Source organism: Paraburkholderia sp. J41 (assembly GCF_905220235.1).
Classification (GTDB): domain Bacteria; phylum Pseudomonadota; class Gammaproteobacteria; order Burkholderiales; family Burkholderiaceae; genus Paraburkholderia.
The window spans coordinates 171,610-189,225 of sequence record NZ_CAJMZE010000003.1 but is presented as its reverse complement, the minus strand read 5'-3'; the positions used below and the strand labels follow the sequence as shown (position 1 = coordinate 189,225).

The window sequence follows — 17,616 nt, the reverse complement described above, 5'->3', positions numbered from 1 at the left end:
CTTTGAGCGAGAACGCATATGCAGGCCACGGGCAACGCTGGCAGTTCAAGTCCCGCCACGCCGGAGCGCGTATCCACGGGCGTCGCCGGCCTGGACAACGTGCTGAACGGTGGTCTCGTCGCCAATCGCGTCTATTTGATCGAAGGCGAGCCGGGAGCGGGAAAAACTACCTTGGGGCTGCATTTTCTGCTCGACGGATTGCGCTGCGGCGAGCCGGGCCTCTACATCACGCTCTCCGAAACCGCCGCCGAACTGCGCACGGTGGCGGCCTCCCATAACTGGTCGCTCGACGGGCTTTCCATCCACGAACTGATCAGCGAAGACGGGCTGGCCGCGGACGCCGGGCAGTCGATCCTGCATCCCTCGGAAGTGGAGCTGGGCGAAACCATCGAGGAAGTCAAACGCCAGGTGCTCGGGCACCGGCCGCGCCGCGTCGTGTTCGACAGCCTTTCCGAACTGCGCCTGCTCGCGCAGGACGCGCTGAAATACCGGCGCCAGGTGCTCGCGTTGAAGCAATTCTTCGCCACCCAGGGCTGCACCGTGTGGCTGCTCGACGACAAGACCTCGCAGCCCGGCGATCTTCAGTTGCACAGCATCACGCACGGCGTGATCGGGCTGGATCACGTGACGCAGGACTACGGCACGGACCAGCGGCGCTTGCGCATCGTCAAAATGCGCGGAATCAAGTTCGTCGGCGGCTATCACGACTTCCGGCTCGACACGGGCGGCATCACCGTGTTTCCGCGTCTCGTTGCCGCTTCGCACTTCCGGCAATTCGACGATGCGACGCAGTCCACGGGCGTGCGCGAACTCGACGCGCTGCTCGGCGGCGGCCTCGTGCCGGGCACCAACACGCTGCTCGTCGGGCCGTCCGGGGCGGGCAAGACCACCACGGCGGTGCGCTGCGCGCTGAGTTCGATGCAACAGGGCGGACGCGTCAAGTATCTGCTGTTCGACGAGACGCTGGGCACGCTGCTTTCGCGCTCGCGCAACCTCGACATGGCGCTCGACCGCTATGTGGAGAACGGCCAGTTGTCCATTCAGCAGATCGATCCCGCCGAGATGTCGCCGGGGCAGTTCGCCACGCTCGTGCGCGAAGCCGTGGAGGACGACGGCGCGACGATGGTCGTGATCGACAGCCTCAACGCTTATATCCAGGCCATGCCGGGCCACCGCTATCTGCTCTTGCAGATGCACGAGCTGCTGAGCTATCTCAACCAGCAAGGCATCATCACGCTGATGGTGCTGGGCCAGCACGGTTTGATCGGCAACGTGGCATCGGAAATCGACCTCAGCTATCTCAGCGACTCGCTGCTGCTGTTCCGCTTTTTCGAAAGCGCGGGACAGGTGCTCTCGGCGCTCGCGGTGCTCAAAAGCCGCACCAGCGTACACGAGCGCACCATACGCGAGTTCCGCATCGGCGCGGGCGGCTTGCAGGTGGGTCAGCCGCTGCAAGACTTCGAAGGCGTGCTCACGGGCTTGCCGTCCTATCGCGGAACCCAGGCGCTGCTCGGCCAACGCATCGACGACTGAGGAGCCGCCGTGGAAGAACGTATTCTGGTGGTCGCTCCGCATGGGCGAGACGCCCAGATCGTCCAGAGCGTGCTCACGCGCCAGGGGATCGAGAGCGTGGTGTGCGCCGGCGTCGAGCCGCTCATGACCTGCGTGCGCGAAGGCGCGGCGTGCGTGCTGATCGTCGATGAAGCGCTGGACGCGCGCGCGCTCGCCTCGCTCGACGCCTGGCTGAACACGCAGCCGCCGTGGTCCGATCTTCCCTTCATTCTGCTGATGCGCAACGGCAAGAAAGGCGTGCTGACCGAGGAAGGCCGCCGCCTCAAGTCGCTCGGCAACGTCATGCTGATCGAACGCCCGGTGAGCAGCGAAGCGCTGGTCAGCGCCGCGCGCAGCGCGCTGCGGGCGCGGCGGCGTCAATACCAGGCGCGAGCGATGATCGCCGAACGCGCCGCCGCCAACGAGCAATTGCTTGCCGCCGACCGTCAGAAAGACGATTTTCTCGCCATGCTTGCGCACGAATTGCGCAATCCGCTCGCGCCCATCCGCAACGCGGCCGAAGTGATTCGCCAGTCCGACCGCGTGCTGCCGCCCCGCGTTCAATGGGCGGGCGACATGATCGCGCGGCAAAGCCGCCACCTCGCCGAGTTGCTCGAGGATTTGCTCGACGTATCGCGCATCACGACGGGCAAGGTCACGTTGAAGCGGGCCACGGTCGAACTGGGTTCGGTTCTCACCGCCGCGGTGGACGTGGCGCGCCCCGCGCTCGACTCGCGCCATCACACGCTCGTTTTGCGCTTGCCCGACGAGCCGCTGTTCCTGAACGCCGATCCCACGCGCATGGCGCAGGTATTCGGCAATCTGCTCGACAACGCGGCGAAATACACGCCCGACGGCGGCCGCGTGGAGATTCGCGTGCGCGCTCACGCCGATACGGTGATCGTGTCGATCGAGGACAACGGCTCCGGCATTGCCGAGGACGAACTCACGAAAGTGTTCGAGCTGTTCTCGCAATCGAATCGCGCCCTGGATCGCGCCCAGGGCGGTCTGGGCATCGGGCTTTCCGTGGTGCGCTCGCTCGTCGAAATGCACGAAGGCCGCGTGGAAGCGCGCAGCGCGGGGCCGGGCCACGGCACCGCGATCGTCGTCACGCTTCCTCTGGTCGCGGCGCCGCCCCTCGACCGCGCGGCGGCGCCGGTCGAATGGGCGCAGCAGCTTTCGCTGCACGTGCTCGTGGTGGACGACAACGTGGACGCCGCCGACTCGCTCGCGACCTTGCTGGAAATGCAGGGCCATCGCACGCGCACCGCGAACGACGGCCCGCACGCGCTGGACCACTGCCGCTCAAGCCGGCCCGACGTGGTGCTGCTCGACATCGGGTTGCCCGGCATGGACGGCTACGAGGTGGCGCGGCGCCTGAAGAACATGCCCTCGTTTTCGACCGTCAAGCTGGTGGCCATTACCGGCTACGGCCAGCCCGAAGACGTGGCGCACGCGAAGGCGGCGGGTTTCGATCATCACCTTGTGAAGCCCGTCGATCTCGACGGCCTGCTTGGCCTGTTCCATGAACTAAGGTCGGCGTGAATCGGGCCATTACCAGGCCGTAATCGGGCCGCGATCGGGCCGCAAATCCGGCCGTAAATCCGGCCGCAACCAGGGGGCCGCGGCCGCGGCCCGAACGGCCTCAGTTCTTCGGCACCTTGTTCACGCCCTCGCCGGGGTTGCTCGCGTCCACGAGACCCGGCGACTTCACCGCGCGCAGCGTTTCCTTCTGCGCTTTCGTGTCGATGCGACGCGTGCGTTCGAACGGTTCGAGCTTCACCGGCGCGCCGCTTTCCAGCGCCTTCACGATGCCTTCGAGCACGCGAACGTCGGCATAACCTTCTTCGGCATCGGGTTCCGGATCGGTGTCGTTGAGAATGCAGTCGGAGAAATATTTCAGCTCGCCGCCGAAGTGGTCCGTATTCTTGAACGAATGTGTTTCGTCATCCTCACCAATCATCACCGTTTGCTCGAACGGCTTGCCGTAGGTGTAGCACGGCTGCATGGCGATACTGCCCTTCGCGCCCACGGCAAAAAACGACTCGAACGCGTTGAGCGCATACGAAACCGTGAACTGCGCAAGGCGATTGCCGGGGAATTTGAGCGTAACGGCCACGGTATCGTCGAAATCGCCCAAGCCCGCTTCCGGGTGGCGCACGCCGACGGCCGACACCACTTCCGTCGGCTCCGCCTCGAACACATAGCGCGCGGCGTTCAACGGATACGGACCCATGTCGAAGATCGGCCCCGCCTGCACGCCATGTTTCGCGCGATGATTCGCGGGATCGACCTTTTGCGTGAACGTCGACGTGAACAACGCCACTTCGCCGAGATCGCCCGAACGAATGCGCTCGATCGTATCCAGCGTGCCCGGCTCGAAGTGCAAACGGTATGCGACCATCAATTTCGCGCTGGACGCCTGCACGGCCTGCATGATGGCCTCGCATTGCTGCGTCGATACCTCCAGCGGCTTTTCGACCAGCACATGCACGCCCGCCTTTAGCGCGGGAATGGCAAATTCGGCATGTCGCCAGTTGGGCGTGGCGAGATAAATGGCATCCACCTTGCCCGAGGCCAGCATCTGGTCGAACTGCTCATAACCGTAGATATCGGTAACGTCGTATTTTTCGCCCACCTTACGGGCCTTTTCCAGATCGCCGGAAACCAGTGCCGTGATTTCGGAGTTACCGGTGTGATCGAAGCCGGGCATCATCGCTTCCTGCGAAATGTCGCCCACTCCCACAATCGCATAGCGGATCTTGCGGTCCTTGCCCAAGCCTACAGCGGAAAGAATGCTCATCGTGCGCCTCTCGTGAAGATGGCTCGCCGCATGCGCTGCGAGCCGGCGTTTCAGGGTAAAAACGCTGGCGCAACGGTTATACCCGCGGCGCCGCCACGCGGGAACGCGCAATGCGTTGTGGCCTTCATTTCATTGGGAGACGATCATGAACACCAGCGCCAAATCGAACCGCACGGACGCCATCGAACTGCTGACTGCCGACCACCGCGCGGTGGAGAAACTGTTCGACGCCTGGCAGCCGGCCGACAAGGCCGACGAAGACGCCCGCTACACGCTGGTCAAGCGCGCGTGCGAGATGCTGACCGTTCACACGATGATCGAAGAAGAATTGCTTTATCCCGCCGCCGCCAAGGCGCTGCCCGAAAACACGCTGGACGTGGACGAAGCGTTCGTCGAGCACTATCTCGTGAAGTCGCTCATTCAACGCTTCACTACGCTCACGCCGGCCGACGCGGGCTTCGACGCCACGTTTCGCGTGCTCACGGAACTCGTGCAGCATCATGTGAAGGAGGAGGAAGAAGACTTGTTTCCGCAACTGCGCAAGAGCGGGCTGAATCTCGAACAGCTCGGCCAGCGCATGGCCGAACGCAAGGCCGAGCTGGACGCCAAGCTCGACGCCGCAGGCGTGAGAAGCACCGGCGATCGCACGATGACGCTTTCGCATCGCGATTTTCCGGTTTGAGCGCAGCGGCGTGACGTAACGAGAAATACGACGATGTGCCCGTAACTCGCTGCCACGGGCACGTCGCAACCATCGGATCAATAAGCCATTGCCGCACGTTCGCGCGTGCTTTCGATCAAACGGCGAAACCACGCAATCGTCGCTTCGAGACCCACGTCGAGCGACGTATGAGGCTCCCACTGAAGCAACGTGCGCGCGCGTTCGATAGAAGGACAACGGTGCCACGGATCGTCCACGGGCAGCGGCTTGAACGCGATGTCCGAACCCGATCCCGAGAGCGCAATCACGCGCCGCGCGGTATCGAGCATGGAAATTTCGTGAGGATTGCCAAGATTGACGGGCGCCTCGGGCGGCGTCGATGCGTTCATCAGGCGGATCAACCCGTCGATCAGATCGTCCACGTAGCAGAAGCAGCGCGTTTGCGAGCCGTCGCCATAAACGGTGAGCGCTTCGCCGGTCAACGCCTGCATCACGAAGTTCGATACCACGCGCCCGTCCTGGGGATGCATGCGCGGGCCATACGTATTGAAGATGCGCGCGATGCGAATGTCCAGGCCGTGCTGGCGCTTGTAGTCCATGCAAAGCGTTTCCGCGCAACGCTTGCCTTCGTCGTAGCACGAGCGCGGACCGATCGGATTCACGTGGCCCCAATAGTCCTCGGTTTGCGGATGCTGGCGCGCGTCGCCGTACACTTCGCTCGTAGACGCTTGCAGCAGTTTGGCACGCACGCGCTTCGCGAGACCCAGCATGTTGATCGCGCCATGCACGCTGGTCTTGGTGGTCTGCACCGGATCGTACTGGTAATGAATGGGCGACGCCGGGCACGCGAGGTTGTAAATCTCGTCCACTTCCACATAAAGCGGAAAGGTCACATCGTGCCGCATCAATTCGAAATTCGCGTGGTCGAGCAGATGCGCGACGTTGCGCTTGGTGCCGGTATAGAAGTTGTCGACGCAGAGAACGTCGTGCCCTTGGGCGACAAGGCGCTCGCACAAATGCGAGCCGAGAAAGCCGGCGCCGCCGGTCACGAGAATGCGCTTACGGATCAGTTCTTTCACAATGGCCGTCCTGGTTTGACATGAGGGGCATGACGCTACGCCGTCACCTCGCGCAGCGCGAGATCCCAGTCGTGTGCGAAGCGCTCGATGCCGAAGCGCTCTCGTGCAACGCGTTGCGCGGCGGCGCCGAGGCTGCGCGCGAGCGCCGGGTCGCGCAATAAATCATGCATGCGGGCAACGAGCCGGTCGATGCGGGTATCGACGAAACCGCTCTCGCCGTCGCGAATCACGCTCGGCAATTCGGTGGTCGCCAAACCGACGATGGGCACGCCCACGCTCATGGCTTCGACAATCGCAAGGCCCAGACTCGTCCAGCGTATCGGGTTGAAAAAGAAGCGATACGCGCCGACAAAAGCGGGCAGTTCGGGATTGCTGATCTCGCCGATACCGCCCAGGCTTTGCGCGTCCATCCCGACGAGATCGAGCGGCACGCGCTCGCGCACGGCTTCGAACACGTCGGCACCCAGCCTTCTGCCGCGCCCGCGCAAGTGATTCACCACCACGATGCCGCGCGCCTTCTCGCCGGTATAACGCGCCTCTTCGGGCACCACCACGCCGTGCTCGATCACGCGCGTGGGCGTGCGCCCGCTGTCCCACATCAGTTGATTGAACGGCGTGACGTGTACGAGCAGCGCTTGCGGGTCGTCCACCCAATGAGGTTGCGCGAACGGCGCTTCCTGCGGCGGGTCGTGTTCGATATACACGCGCGGCAGTTCGCGCTGCGCATTGCTTAGCACTTCCAGGCGATCGCGTTCCCAATGATCGCGGTGCTGATACACGACAACGTCGAACTCCCGGTTCCTGACGTCGTCGATATCCACTTCGTGCACGTTGTCGCCCCACGGCAGCGCGCCCACGCGCCCTGCGTAGCCCGGCGGATTCCCCGGCTTCGTCACCACGTGGAATTCGTGCGGCGCCTGCGTGAGGTAATAAAGGTAATTGCCGTGTACGTGCCACGTCAGCACGCGCAGCGGCCGTCGGTTGCGCATCAGCATGTGGGGGTTCTCCTCGAATCGGCGGGAGGCAACGGCGCGGCGGCCAGGAAGGTGGGAGACGCGGCAGGCGCCGCGCCCGGACGCGCCCAGCGTGCGTGCCGGTTGTCAGCGCCGCCAAGTTGCGCGTGCGCCAGCTCGGCCACCCGTTCGACGCTGACGTTGAGCGCGCACGGATGTCCATAAGGGCACTCGCGGAACATGCACGGCCGGCAAGCCGGCCAGTCGGCGACCACGCGATGGCGCGCATGGTCGAGCGGCGCCCAGCGCCGCGTGTCGCTGCCCGAGGCGACCACCACGCTCGGCGTGCGCATGGCGGCGGCGACGTGCGAAAGCCCGGTGTCGTTGCAGACGACCAGACGCGCCTGCTCCACGAGCGCCGCGAGCGCGCCCAGCGAGGTTTCGCCCGCCAGATGCTGGGCCGGTTGCGTCATCGCGCCCAGCACGCCCGCAGTGATTTCGCGCTCGCCCTCCGTGCCCGTCACGGCGATTTGCCAGCCTTCGGCGGCCAGCGCGTCCGCCACGGCGGCGAAGCGCTCGGCGGGCCAGCGGCGCGAAGGCAATTGCGAGCCCGGATGCACGAGCACGAGCCGGGCAGGATCGAGCGCGTGATGCTCGATCACGGCCGCGCATTCGTCGCGGTCGGTGTCGTGCAGCGGGAACCACAACGTGTCGTCGCGCACCGCCGTCCCGCGAATGCCCATTGCCCGCATGAGCGCGAGATAGCGCAGCGGCTCCGGCAGATCGTCGGGCCATGCGATAAAGCAGCCCGGCGGCGGCGTTTCGCGCGGCTGCATGAAGCCGCTCATGGCGCGCGCCCCGAAGCCGCGCACGAGCGTGTTGGCCACGCCGCCGCTGCCATGCAACTGGATCGCGAGATCGAAGCGGCGTTCGCACATGGCGTCCAGAAACGCGGGCAGATCGCGCTCGTCTTCGGGCTGTTCAGGAAAGCCGCGCGCGCCCGGAAACGCGATGAACTCGTCGAGCAACGCCGGATAACGCGCGACGAAAGTGCGCGCCCAGGGCAGGCCCACGAGCGCGATGCGCGCATGCGGATAGGCGGCGCGCAGCGCGCGAAACGCGGGCACGCTGCACAGCATGTCGCCGAGTTGCAGCGCGCGGAACACCACGATGCTTTGCGGCGCCGGGGAATCGGTCATGGTCGGCATCATAGGAACCACACGCGGTAGCGGACGGCGCCGTTGAGCCGCCAGAAAATCGAAAGAAACGGAATCCACAGCGACGTCCACGCCATTTCCAGCACATGCCGGGCATCGCGGCGCGTGGCGCGCAAACGCCGCGCGCAAAACCAGGCCGTGCCGCCCAGCCAGACCAGTGCCGCCGCTGCGGCCACGGCGCCCTGACCGGCCGCGAGCGCCATCAGCGTCACGAGCAAACCAATCAGGATGACGTAATAAAGAACCGGCGGCCTCGCACCAATGCGCTCGCGATAAAACGAAGGATGCTTGCGAAACAGCAACGCTTCGAAGCGGCTCTTGCGCTGCTGGCTCAAACTCACGCCCCAATGCGCGGGACGGACGGGATGAACCACCACCGCGTCGTCGGCGCGCGCCACGTTCACGCCGATGCTCAGCAGCGAAAACTGCAAGTCGGAGTCCTCGCGCCACGCCGAGGTAAAGCGTTCGTCGAAGCCGCCCACCGCGAGCAACGCCTCGCGCTGCACGAACACGTTCGCGGTCACGAATTCGGCGCGTTCCAGCCCGCTCGCGTCGAGTTCGTAATCGGTGGGCACGTCTTGCAGCGGCACCACGACGCGGCCCGCGGCGGCTTGCGCATCGGCCAGCGACGCGAGGCCCGCGCGAAGCCAGTTGGGCTGGGGAATCGTGTCGTCGTCGGTGAAGGCGATGTTGGGCGCGTGCGCCGCGCGCCAGCCCGCGTTGCGCGCGCCCGCGGGCCCTTGCGTGGCGGTCACGGCCAGATAGTGAACGGCGAGGCCGCGCGACGCTTCCCGAGCCGCGATGCTCTCCACGAGCGCGCGCGTGGCTTCGTCGGGGCCATCGTCGCAAACGACGATTTCATAGCGCTGCGGCTCGATGTCCTGCGCGCAAAGCGCTTCCATGCAGCGCCGCAACAGATCGGGCCGGCGATAAGTCGGCACCACGACAGCAATCTCGCGGCGCGTGAGCAGCGCGCCGGGATAACCGGCGAACATCGGCTCGGGCGCGCCGATCGGGCGCGCTTCGCGCAACTCCACGTCGGCGGGCCTCATGCGTTCGCCCCCGCCTTGCGCACGAGGAACGGCCCGATCACGAGCGCATCGAGCGGCGAAGTCCAGAACGATTCGAGCGCGTCGCGCGGCGAATTGACCATCGGTTCGCCGCGCGTGTTGAACGACGTGTTGACGAGCACGGGCACGCCCGTGCGCCGCTCGAACGCCGCGATCAAGTCATAGTAAAGCGGATGTTGCGCGCGATTCACGGTTTGCACGCGCGCGGTGCCGTCCACGTGGCGCACGGCGGGAATACGCTCGGCCTTGTCTGCCTTCACGTCGAAGATGAACAGCATGAACGGCGCGCGCCGCGCCCCCACGAACCAGTCGTCCGCGCGCTCCTCCAGCACCACGGGCGCGACCGGCCGGAAGTCCTCGCGGTCCTTGATCTCGTTGAGCTTGGCCTGCATGCCGGGATCGACGGGCGAAGCGAGAATCGAACGCGCGCCCAGCGCACGCGGGCCGAACTCCGTGCGGCCTTGATACCAGCCGATCACGTTGCCGCCCGCGAGCAGATCGGCGGTCGATTCGGCGATGTCGTCCAAACGCTCATAGGGTGTTTTCGACCAGCGCAAAAATGTTTCGACCTCCTCATCATCGAACGCGGGCCCGAGATACGCGTGATCCATCTGCCAGCGCCGCTCGGCGTTCGGCGTGCCGGCCGCCTGCGCGCGCAGGCGGTAGTCGGTCCACAGCGCCGCGCCCAGCGCCGTGCCCGCGTCGCCGGCGGCCGGCTGCACCCACACGTCGTCGAACGGGCCGTGATCGCGCACATAGGCGTTCATCACGCAGTTGAGCGCCACGCCGCCCGCCATGCACAGCCTGGAGAGGCCGGTGCGTTGATGCAGCCAGCGCGCCATTTCCAGCACGGTTTCTTCCAGCACGCGTTGCAGCGAGGCGGCAATGTCGTAATGACGCTGTTCGAGCGGGCCGCCGCGCTCGCGCGGCTCGCCGAAGCGTTCGACGAGGCGCGGCTCGGCCACGGTGTAATGGCCGTCGCCGCGGTAATGCACGATCTCGCGAAAGGCGTCGAGATAACGCGGCTCGCCGTAAGACGCCAGCGCCATCACCTTGTATTCGTCCGACGAGTGCAAAAAGCCGAGCCACGCGGTCACGGCCTCGTAAAGCAGCCCGAGCGAATGCGGCAATTCCACTTGCGTGATGCGTTTGTACACGCCGTTGCGGAATTCGCCGAGGCTCGTCGTCACGCCTTCGCCGCGTCCGTCCATCGTGAGCACGGCGGCTTCTTCGAACGGCATCGCGAGAAAGGCGCTCGCTTCGTGCGCGAGATGATGTTCGACGAAATGCCATTGGAAGGCGTCGTCGCGATTCACCCCCGCGAAGCGCTTGCGCAGATGATGCGGCGCGCCGTCCAGCAGTTGCGCCTTTGCGTTCACGATATAGCTCAGAAACAACGGGTCCCACGGCGACGTATTGGCCTCCGGCTTCATGCGCGCGGGATCGAGCGGCAGCGAGACCGTCGCGGGCGGCTTCGCGGGCATGCCGGGAAACAGCGACGGGTCATACGAATACGCCACGTGATCGACATCGGCGAGCGTGATGCCCGCTTCCTTGAGGCAATAGTCGATGGCGTCGAACGGTAATTGCCACGTCGAAAACGGCACCGGCCGCTTCGCATGCTTCACGTGCGTGAAGCGTTCGTCCTCGGCGGCCGCGAGCACGACGCCGTCCTTGAGCAACGCAGCGGCACTGTCGTGATAGACGGCATTGATTCCCAGTGTGTACATGTGGACTCCGTAAGCGAGAGACAGGCTTGAGTCAGACCGGCGCGGCGGCACGCGGCGCGGCGGCGTCTTCGAGCAATTCGCAGGCGGCCTGCGCGACCGCTTCGGGCGTGACGCCGCGCAGGCACGCGTGATGGCCTTCGGGACATTCGCCGCGATAACACCAGCGGCAGGGCACGTCGCGGTAAAGAAGCCGGTGCGCCGTCATCCACGGCGTGTGCTGCGGATTCGTGAGCGCATAGAGGTCGACCACGGGCGTCTGCAATGCGGCCGCGATATGCACCGGCCCGCTATTGTTGGCGACGAGCAGCACGGCCCGATCGAGCAGCGCGATCATTTCGCCGAGCGTGAGCGCGCCCGCGAGATCGACGGGAAGCGTTTCTGCATGCCGCACGCGGCGCGCGATATCGCCGGTCAGCGGCGCTTCGCTTGCGCTGCCGGTAAGCACGATGGTGGCGTGCGGCGCAAGACGCTCGACCGCTTCGGCATAGAGCGCGGGCGGATAACGGCGCGAGGCGGCCGTCGCGCCCGGATGCAGCACGAGTAGCCGTTGCCCGTCCTCGATGCCGTGGCGGAGCAGCTTCTCCTTCAGCGAGTCGCGGGCCGTTGCCTCCACCTGCAAATGCATGCGCGTGTCCTCGACATGGGCGCCCACGCTTCGCGCCAGCGCCAGTTGACGCTCGACTTCATGGCGCAATTCGATATGCGGCTCGCGCTCGGGCACCCAATGCGTGAGCAGCGCATAGGGGTTTTCGCGGCAATGCGCGAGGCGGCGCTCGATACCGGCGAGAAAGCACAGCATCGCGGCGGGCAGCGGATTCTGGCTATAGACCGTGAAGATCGCCGCCGCATCGAAGCGGCCCGCGCGCAGGCGTTCGAGCAGTTGCGCCTCGTCGCGCTCGCCGGCGCTGCGCCGTTCGTCGATCCAGGGCGCGTCGTACACGATCACGTCGTCCACGTCGGGCAAAAATTTCGCAATGGCCGCGCCCGCCGGCGAGGTCAGCAGCGTGATGTGCCGTTGCGGCGCGCTCGCGCGCAGCGCATGCAGCGCGGGCGCCGTCATCAGCACGTCGCCGAGATTGTCGAGCCGCACGCACAGGATGCGTTTCACTTCGTCGCCCCACGGCATCAGCGCGGGCCGCGCCTTGGGCGAGCGCGCATGCGCGCCGTCCGGCACGATGGCGAACGGCATGCGGTTCGTCGGCTGCGGGTGTGCGGGGTACGCGAGGTTCGCGGGATTCGCGGGATTCGCGGCGGCGCGCGGGCGAGCGCGGTCGGCGGCGCCGGCGCGTTGCGATGCGTCGTCGCGACGAGCGAGGACCGTCGGCCCAGGCGCCGGTGCGGATGACGTCGGCATGCCCGTCCCCGTCAGCCGAACGCGCGAATGGGGTCGCCGTCCGCCTTCGCGGGCGCGCTCGCGCGACGCGCGCCGCCGCGCTTCGCGATGCGGGCATACACGTCTTCCAGTTCGATGCCGATGCGTCGCCAGGTGAAGTAGGTTTGCGCGCGCACGCGCCCCGCTTCGCCCATCGCACGCGCGGCTTGCGGGTCGGCGTGAACGGCCAGCAGGCGTTCCGCGAGCGCCTCGGGGTCGCGCGGCGGCACGAGCCAGCCGGTCTCGCCGTGACGCACCGAATGCCGGATGCCGCCCACGTCCGCGCCGATCACGGGCGTGCCGCACGCCATCGCTTCCACCGGCGTGATGCCGAACGGCTCGTACCACGGCGTCGTCACGAACACGTCGGCGGCGCTGTAGAAGTCGCGCAATTGATGGCGATCGCGGCGGCCCACGAAGGTCACGCGCTCGTCGATGCCGCAGCGATGCGCCACGCCGCGCAGCCGCGCGATTTCGGGCGTCGCGATTTCGTTGGGCATTTCCGAGTCGCCGCCCACGATATACAGGCGCGCCTTCACGCCGTGACGCGCTTGCAGCGTCGCCACGCCGCGCACCACGTTGTCGATGCCCTTGCGCTGCACGAGCCGCCCGAGTTGCAGCACGGCGAATTCGTCGCGCGGCCAGCCGAGTCGCGCGCGCGCTTCGGCGCGATCCACGGGCGCGAATTCCTCCGGGTCGAAGCCGCACGCCACGAGCGCGATGCGCGAGCGGTCCGCATGGTAATGCTCGACGAGATCGGCTTCGTCAGCGGGGCATTCGGCCACGATGCAGTCGGCGCGGCGCACGAGTTCGTCCTCGATCGAGAAACGTTCGTCGGGAAAGCCGTCGCTTGCGCCCTGGTGAATCCGCCGCACGCGGCCCAGTGCATGAAACGTCATGACGAGCGGCACGCGCAGCGCGTCTTTCACGGCCAGCGCGGCCATGCCCGACATGAAAAAATTCGCGTGGATCACGTCGTAAGGGGTCGATTCCCGGCGGCAAAAATCGACGAGGAAATCGGCAAAGGCCGGCATATGCGGCAACAGCGATTCCTTGGGCATCTGCATGGGCGGCCCCGCGGGCACATGCACGACGCGCACGCCGTCCATCATCGAAATGGGCGGCAACAACGCACGGTCGCGCCGCGTGAAAACGTCGACCTGGTGGCCCGCACGATGAAGCTGACGCGCAACGTGCGCGACATAGATGTTTTGTCCGCCGGTATCCACGCCGCCCGCCATCGCGAGTGGAGATGCGTGTTCACTGACCAGGGCGATCTTCATTGGAGGCTCCTCGCGAAAAATGAGTGCCCATTGCGAAGTCGTTCTTTGCCGCGCAATGTTGCACCGGGTGCAACGATAAGCGCATGTGCCGTGCCGGAATGCCCGCGCCGTTGCCGCAACGCTGGCCTTAAACCCGGTTATGGCGGCCTGTCCGAAATACGCGACTTTCGGACTTCACTGAGCATCGGGCGGTAGACGATGCATCCGGAAAAAGTGGGCGTACGCAAAGATTCAGGTTGCGTACGGGAACGCTGCGGGAATTGAAACAGCAGTGAGCGAATGCGGCCCATGGCAAGGCCGATTCCGGACGTAGTTTTTACGAACGACGTTACCGTGTCACGGTACGAGCGTGCGCACCGGCGCCGAGCCGCGCATCGGCTGGCGGCTGCACGGCAGTTCGCACGGCAGTTCGCACGACAGCCCGCTCATGCGCGACTGAATTCCGCCACGCGGTCGTTGACGAGTTCGATCAGCCGCGAAGCGGCAAACGGCTTGCGAATGAACGCCGCGATGGAGCGCGTGCCGGGCGGCGGCTCCGCAACGGCGGAATTGAGCACCACGGGAATGTGGCCGAGGGCGGGATGCGCGCTCAGCGCGTCCGCCAGTTCGATGCCGTTCATGAACGGCATCATGTAATCGGTGATCACGATGTCGGGCGGGTTCGCCTTTGCGAGGGCCAACGCGTCGCGGCCGTTTTTCGCGCGCGTCACGCTATGCCCTTCGCTTGCGACCAGCCAGGCCAGCGCGTCCAGCAGACGCGGATCGTCGTCCACGATCAGTATGTTTGCCACGTATTGCTCTCTTTTCTTCTCAATCCAGCGAGGCCGGCGCACCCGCCCCCGATACGGCCCGCGACGGATCGGCGTCCGCCGCTGCCTTCGCCCCCGCGTCGATCCCGCCGTTCGCCTGGATGCGCGCGGCAAACAAACGCACGATTTCGCGCGTCGGCACACTCGCGTCATGCGGCAACGGTTGCGTCGCGCGGTGCCAGGCGCAACCGGCAATCTCGCGCGAAGCGCGCGGAACCGCCGCAAAAGGCAGCGCGCAATGAAACACGTAATGCCGCTTCTGAAAGCCGCCGAATACGAACAGGAATTCCACGCGCGGAAAATGCAGACCCGTTTCTTCCGCGAGTTCGCGCAGGGCCGCTTCGTGCGCGGACTCGCCGCGCTTGACCGTGCCGCCCGGCAGCGACCAGCGCCCATTGCCGCGCGTCACCAGCAGAATGGCGTCCGCGCGGCTGCAAATGACCGTCGCCCTGTTTTTCATCGTCGCTCGTGGTGGACTTGTGACTCTCGCGCACGAGGGCCGCAATTATCGGCCCCGGCGTTCATTGCGCCATCAACGTGCGAATGGCCTCGTCCAGTTCGCTCGCGCTGAACGGCTTGCGCAACGCGAAGCAGCGAAAGCCCAGCGCCGTGCAGTCCGCGTCCGTGCCCGAGGCGAACACGATATTCAAACGCGGCAGTCGCTCCAGCGCGGTCTTCGCCAGGTCGATGCCGGACGCGCCGCCCAGCGCGATATCGGTGATCAACACGTCGGCGGGCGTTTCGTCGAGCTCGCTCAGCGCGGTCTCCGCGCTGGCGGCCTGGCGCACGACATAACCCATCGCGACGAGCAGTTCGCCCAACGCCTCGCGCGAGTCGGCTTCGTCGTCCACGAGCAAAACGGACACCGCCGGCGCGGGCGCGCTCGCATGCTGTTCCGGGTGAACCTCGGCCAGCAGACGCCGCACCTTCGTGGCCAGTTGCTCGCGGCTATACGGCTTGCTGAGCAGATGCACGCCGGGGTCGAGCCGCCCGCCATGCACGATCGCATTTTGCGTATAGCCCGACGTGAACAGCACGCGCAAGCCTGGCAGCATGCGCACGGCCAGATTCGCGAGTTCCGTGCTGCGCATCGGGCCGGGCATCACGACGTCGGAAAACAGCAGGTCGATTTTCATGCCGCTGCGCAGGATCGCCATCGCGCTGTGCGCGTCGTCGGCCTTCAAAACGTGATAGCCCAGTTCGGTCAGCATTTCGACGACCGTCGATTGCACGCGCCGGTCGTCTTCCACGACGAGAATGGTTTCCGAGCCGCCCGCGACTTCGGCCGTTCGCGGCGGCGCCTTCTCTTCGACGACATTTTCGAACGAGCGCGGCAAATAGATCTTCACCGTGGTGCCGTAGCCTTCCTCGCTGTAGATCTTCATATGGCCGCCGCTCTGCTTCACGAAACCGTAGGCCATGCTCAGGCCGAGACCGGTGCCCACGCCTTCGGGCTTGGTCGTGAAGAACGGCTCCAGCGCGCGCTCCAGCACTTCGCGCGACATGCCCGCGCCCGTGTCGGTGATGGCGAGCAGCACGTACTGCCCTTCGGGCACGTCGGCGGGCAGCAGCCGGTAATGCTCGTCGAGCATCGCGTTGGACAGTTCGAGCGTGAGCTTGCCGCCCGCCGGCATGGCGTCGCGGCTGTTGATGGCGAGGTTGAGCACCACGTTCTCGAGATGGTTCGGATCGACGAGCGTATTCCAGAGGCCGCCCGCCACCACCGTTTCCACGTCGATCAATTCCCCCAGCGCGCGCCGCAGCAGGTCGTCCATGTTGCGCAGCATGGTCGCGAGATTGACGACCGTGGGCTGAAGCGCCTGGCGCCGGCCGAACGCGAGCAGTTGCGAAGCGAGGTTCGCGCCCTGGGCCACCGCGTCGATGGCCTTGCCGAGCCGCTCGTGTGTCCACGCGTCGGCGCCGTGACGCCGTTCGAGCAGTTCGAGATTGCCGCGCAGCACCTGGAGCACGTTGTTGAAGTCGTGCGCCACGCCGCCCGTCAGCTTGCCGATGGCTTCCATCTTTTGCGACTGAAGCAGTGCCGCGCGCGCGCTTTCGAGCTGTTCCTGGGCGGCCTTGCGTTCGGTCACGTCGCGCGTGATCTTGGCGAAGCCGATGAGCGTGCCGTCCTCGTCGCGAATGGCGTCGATCACCACGTTGGCCCAAAAGCGGCTGCCGTCCTTACGCACGCGCCAGCCTTCGGTTTCGAAGCGGCCGTCGCGCGCCGCGATGGCCAGGCCGCGCTCGGGCGCGCCCTGGGCCGCATCTTCCTCGGTGTAGAAGCGCCGGAAATGCGTGCCGATCACTTCGTCGGCGGTATAGCCCTTGATGCGCGACGCGCCGAGATTCCAGTTCGTGACCTTGCCTTCGGGCGAAAGCATGAAGATGGAATAATCGGTGACGCCTTGCACGAGCAGCCGGAATTTGCGCTCGCTTTCGATCACGGCCTCGTGCGCGAGCCGCTTGTCGGTCATGTCGCGCACGATCTTGGCGAAGCCGTCGAGCGTGCCGCGCGCGCCGAACAGCGGCTTGATGAGCACGTGCGCCCAGAACCGCGTGCCGTCCTTGCGCACGCGCCAGCCTTCGGTCTCGAACTGGCCGGTTTCGCCGGCGGCCTTCAGCGCGAGGTCGGGAATGCCGGCCTCGCGGTCTTCCTGCGGATAGAACACGCTGAACCGCCGCCCAAGGATTTCCGCTGCCGCGTAGCCCTTGATGCGCGCGGCGCCGGCGTTCCAGCTCGCCACTTCGCCCGTTTTCGTAAGTCGGAAAATCGCATACTCGGAAACGCGCTCGATCAGCGCCCTTTCCCAATTGATGTCGTCGTCGGTGCTCGACTGACTCATCGGAAACTCCTCATTCCTCTTGTTCGCCGCCATGGATTGCACAGATGCCCCGTCACAGCCACGTGAATGTTAGCCGGAAATCGGCGCGAATTAGTAGTAAAGCCTGTCTCGCCCGGCGGTCTTTCACCACGGACGGACGACCTGTGCACGCGGCGTGCCCTTGTCGGGATACGGCAAGCCTTCCGTACGTAACGTGTCAGTTACGAACAGTCCGGCCCTCGTCATGCGTCGTTACACTCGGTGTG

The 17,616-nt window shown here is 65.8% G+C and carries 14 protein-coding genes; 3 read left to right on the top strand and 11 right to left on the bottom strand.

What is annotated here, in order from left to right:
* The first annotated feature begins 18 nt into the window (after window positions 1-18).
* Together U5805_RS04445 and U5805_RS04440 are read left to right on the top strand one after the other, a co-directional pair.
* The gene (locus tag U5805_RS04445) at window positions 19-1,533 is read left to right on the top strand and encodes an ATPase domain-containing protein (protein WP_322102224.1); all 1,515 of its coding nucleotides are present in this window, start codon (window positions 19-21) and stop codon (window positions 1,531-1,533) included.
* Window positions 1,534-1,542: 9 nt separating this feature from the next.
* The gene (locus tag U5805_RS04440) at window positions 1,543-3,096 is read left to right on the top strand and encodes an ATP-binding protein (protein ID WP_322102223.1); all 1,554 of its coding nucleotides are present in this window, start codon (window positions 1,543-1,545) and stop codon (window positions 3,094-3,096) included.
* Between the two features lie 100 nt (window positions 3,097-3,196).
* On the opposite strand, the gene U5805_RS04435 is transcribed toward U5805_RS04440, so the two are convergent.
* On the bottom strand, window positions 3,197-4,354 hold the full coding sequence (locus U5805_RS04435) for a Gfo/Idh/MocA family oxidoreductase (protein WP_322102222.1): 1,158 nt from the start codon (window positions 4,352-4,354) through the stop codon (window positions 3,197-3,199).
* Window positions 4,355-4,499: 145 nt separating this feature from the next.
* Here U5805_RS04435 and U5805_RS04430 point away from each other — a divergent pair, with 145 nt between their 5' ends.
* The gene (locus tag U5805_RS04430) at window positions 4,500-5,036 is read left to right on the top strand and encodes a hemerythrin domain-containing protein (RefSeq protein WP_322102221.1); all 537 of its coding nucleotides are present in this window, start codon (window positions 4,500-4,502) and stop codon (window positions 5,034-5,036) included.
* Between the two features lie 77 nt (window positions 5,037-5,113).
* On the opposite strand, the gene U5805_RS04425 is transcribed toward U5805_RS04430, so the two are convergent.
* The 10 genes from U5805_RS04425 to U5805_RS04380 form a co-directional block, all read right to left on the bottom strand.
* On the bottom strand, window positions 5,114-6,094 hold the full coding sequence (locus U5805_RS04425) for a UDP-glucuronic acid decarboxylase family protein (protein ID WP_322102220.1): 981 nt from the start codon (window positions 6,092-6,094) through the stop codon (window positions 5,114-5,116).
* Between the two features lie 35 nt (window positions 6,095-6,129).
* Window positions 6,130-7,086 (bottom strand): glycosyltransferase family 4 protein, encoded by a 957-nt coding sequence (locus U5805_RS04420; RefSeq protein ID WP_322102358.1) that lies wholly within the window; start codon window positions 7,084-7,086, stop codon window positions 6,130-6,132.
* Window positions 7,083-8,255 (bottom strand): glycosyltransferase family 9 protein, encoded by a 1,173-nt coding sequence (locus U5805_RS04415; RefSeq protein ID WP_322102219.1) that lies wholly within the window; start codon window positions 8,253-8,255, stop codon window positions 7,083-7,085. The genes U5805_RS04420 and U5805_RS04415 overlap by 4 nt, the downstream gene beginning before the upstream one ends.
* A complete protein-coding gene (locus tag U5805_RS04410; RefSeq protein ID WP_322102357.1) occupies window positions 8,255-9,259 on the bottom strand; it encodes a glycosyltransferase family 2 protein in 1,005 nt (334 codons plus the stop codon). The genes U5805_RS04415 and U5805_RS04410 overlap by 1 nt, the downstream gene beginning before the upstream one ends.
* A 53-nt stretch (window positions 9,260-9,312) precedes the next feature.
* Window positions 9,313-11,064 (bottom strand): carbamoyltransferase, encoded by a 1,752-nt coding sequence (locus U5805_RS04405; protein WP_322102218.1) that lies wholly within the window; start codon window positions 11,062-11,064, stop codon window positions 9,313-9,315.
* Between the two features lie 31 nt (window positions 11,065-11,095).
* Window positions 11,096-12,253 (bottom strand): lipopolysaccharide heptosyltransferase II, encoded by a 1,158-nt coding sequence (gene waaF, locus U5805_RS04400; protein ID WP_322102356.1) that lies wholly within the window; start codon window positions 12,251-12,253, stop codon window positions 11,096-11,098.
* Window positions 12,254-12,429: 176 nt separating this feature from the next.
* Window positions 12,430-13,719 (bottom strand): glycosyltransferase family 1 protein, encoded by a 1,290-nt coding sequence (locus U5805_RS04395; RefSeq protein ID WP_322102217.1) that lies wholly within the window; start codon window positions 13,717-13,719, stop codon window positions 12,430-12,432.
* 425 nt (window positions 13,720-14,144) lie between these two features.
* The gene (locus U5805_RS04390; protein ID WP_322102216.1) at window positions 14,145-14,510 is read right to left on the bottom strand and encodes a response regulator; all 366 of its coding nucleotides are present in this window, start codon (window positions 14,508-14,510) and stop codon (window positions 14,145-14,147) included.
* A 19-nt stretch (window positions 14,511-14,529) separates the two neighbouring features.
* On the bottom strand, window positions 14,530-14,988 hold the full coding sequence (locus U5805_RS04385; RefSeq protein WP_322102215.1) for an NUDIX hydrolase: 459 nt from the start codon (window positions 14,986-14,988) through the stop codon (window positions 14,530-14,532).
* Window positions 14,989-15,049: 61 nt separating this feature from the next.
* The gene (locus tag U5805_RS04380; RefSeq protein ID WP_322102214.1) at window positions 15,050-17,371 is read right to left on the bottom strand and encodes a PAS domain S-box protein; all 2,322 of its coding nucleotides are present in this window, start codon (window positions 17,369-17,371) and stop codon (window positions 15,050-15,052) included.
* Between the last annotated feature and the right edge of the window lie 245 nt (window positions 17,372-17,616).

What these genes read in the sequence shown, in the direction of transcription:
- U5805_RS04445 (WP_322102224.1), top strand. Translation starts at nt 19, where the DNA reads ATGCAGGCCACGGGCAACGCTGGCAGTTCAAGTCCCGCCACGCCGGAG.
- U5805_RS04435 (WP_322102222.1), bottom strand. Translation starts at nt 4,354, where the DNA reads ATGAGCATTCTTTCCGCTGTAGGCTTGGGCAAGGACCGCAAGATCCGC.
- U5805_RS04430 (WP_322102221.1), top strand. Translation starts at nt 4,500, where the DNA reads ATGAACACCAGCGCCAAATCGAACCGCACGGACGCCATCGAACTGCTG.
- U5805_RS04415 (WP_322102219.1), bottom strand. Translation starts at nt 8,255, where the DNA reads ATGCCGACCATGACCGATTCCCCGGCGCCGCAAAGCATCGTGGTGTTC.
- U5805_RS04410 (WP_322102357.1), bottom strand. Translation starts at nt 9,259, where the DNA reads ATGTTCGCCGGTTATCCCGGCGCGCTGCTCACGCGCCGCGAGATTGCT.
- U5805_RS04405 (WP_322102218.1), bottom strand. Translation starts at nt 11,064, where the DNA reads ATGTACACACTGGGAATCAATGCCGTCTATCACGACAGTGCCGCTGCG.
- waaF (WP_322102356.1), bottom strand. Translation starts at nt 12,253, where the DNA reads ATGCCGTTCGCCATCGTGCCGGACGGCGCGCATGCGCGCTCGCCCAAG.
- U5805_RS04395 (WP_322102217.1), bottom strand. Translation starts at nt 13,719, where the DNA reads ATGAAGATCGCCCTGGTCAGTGAACACGCATCTCCACTCGCGATGGCG.
- U5805_RS04385 (WP_322102215.1), bottom strand. Translation starts at nt 14,988, where the DNA reads ATGAAAAACAGGGCGACGGTCATTTGCAGCCGCGCGGACGCCATTCTG.
- U5805_RS04380 (WP_322102214.1), bottom strand. Translation starts at nt 17,371, where the DNA reads ATGAGTCAGTCGAGCACCGACGACGACATCAATTGGGAAAGGGCGCTG.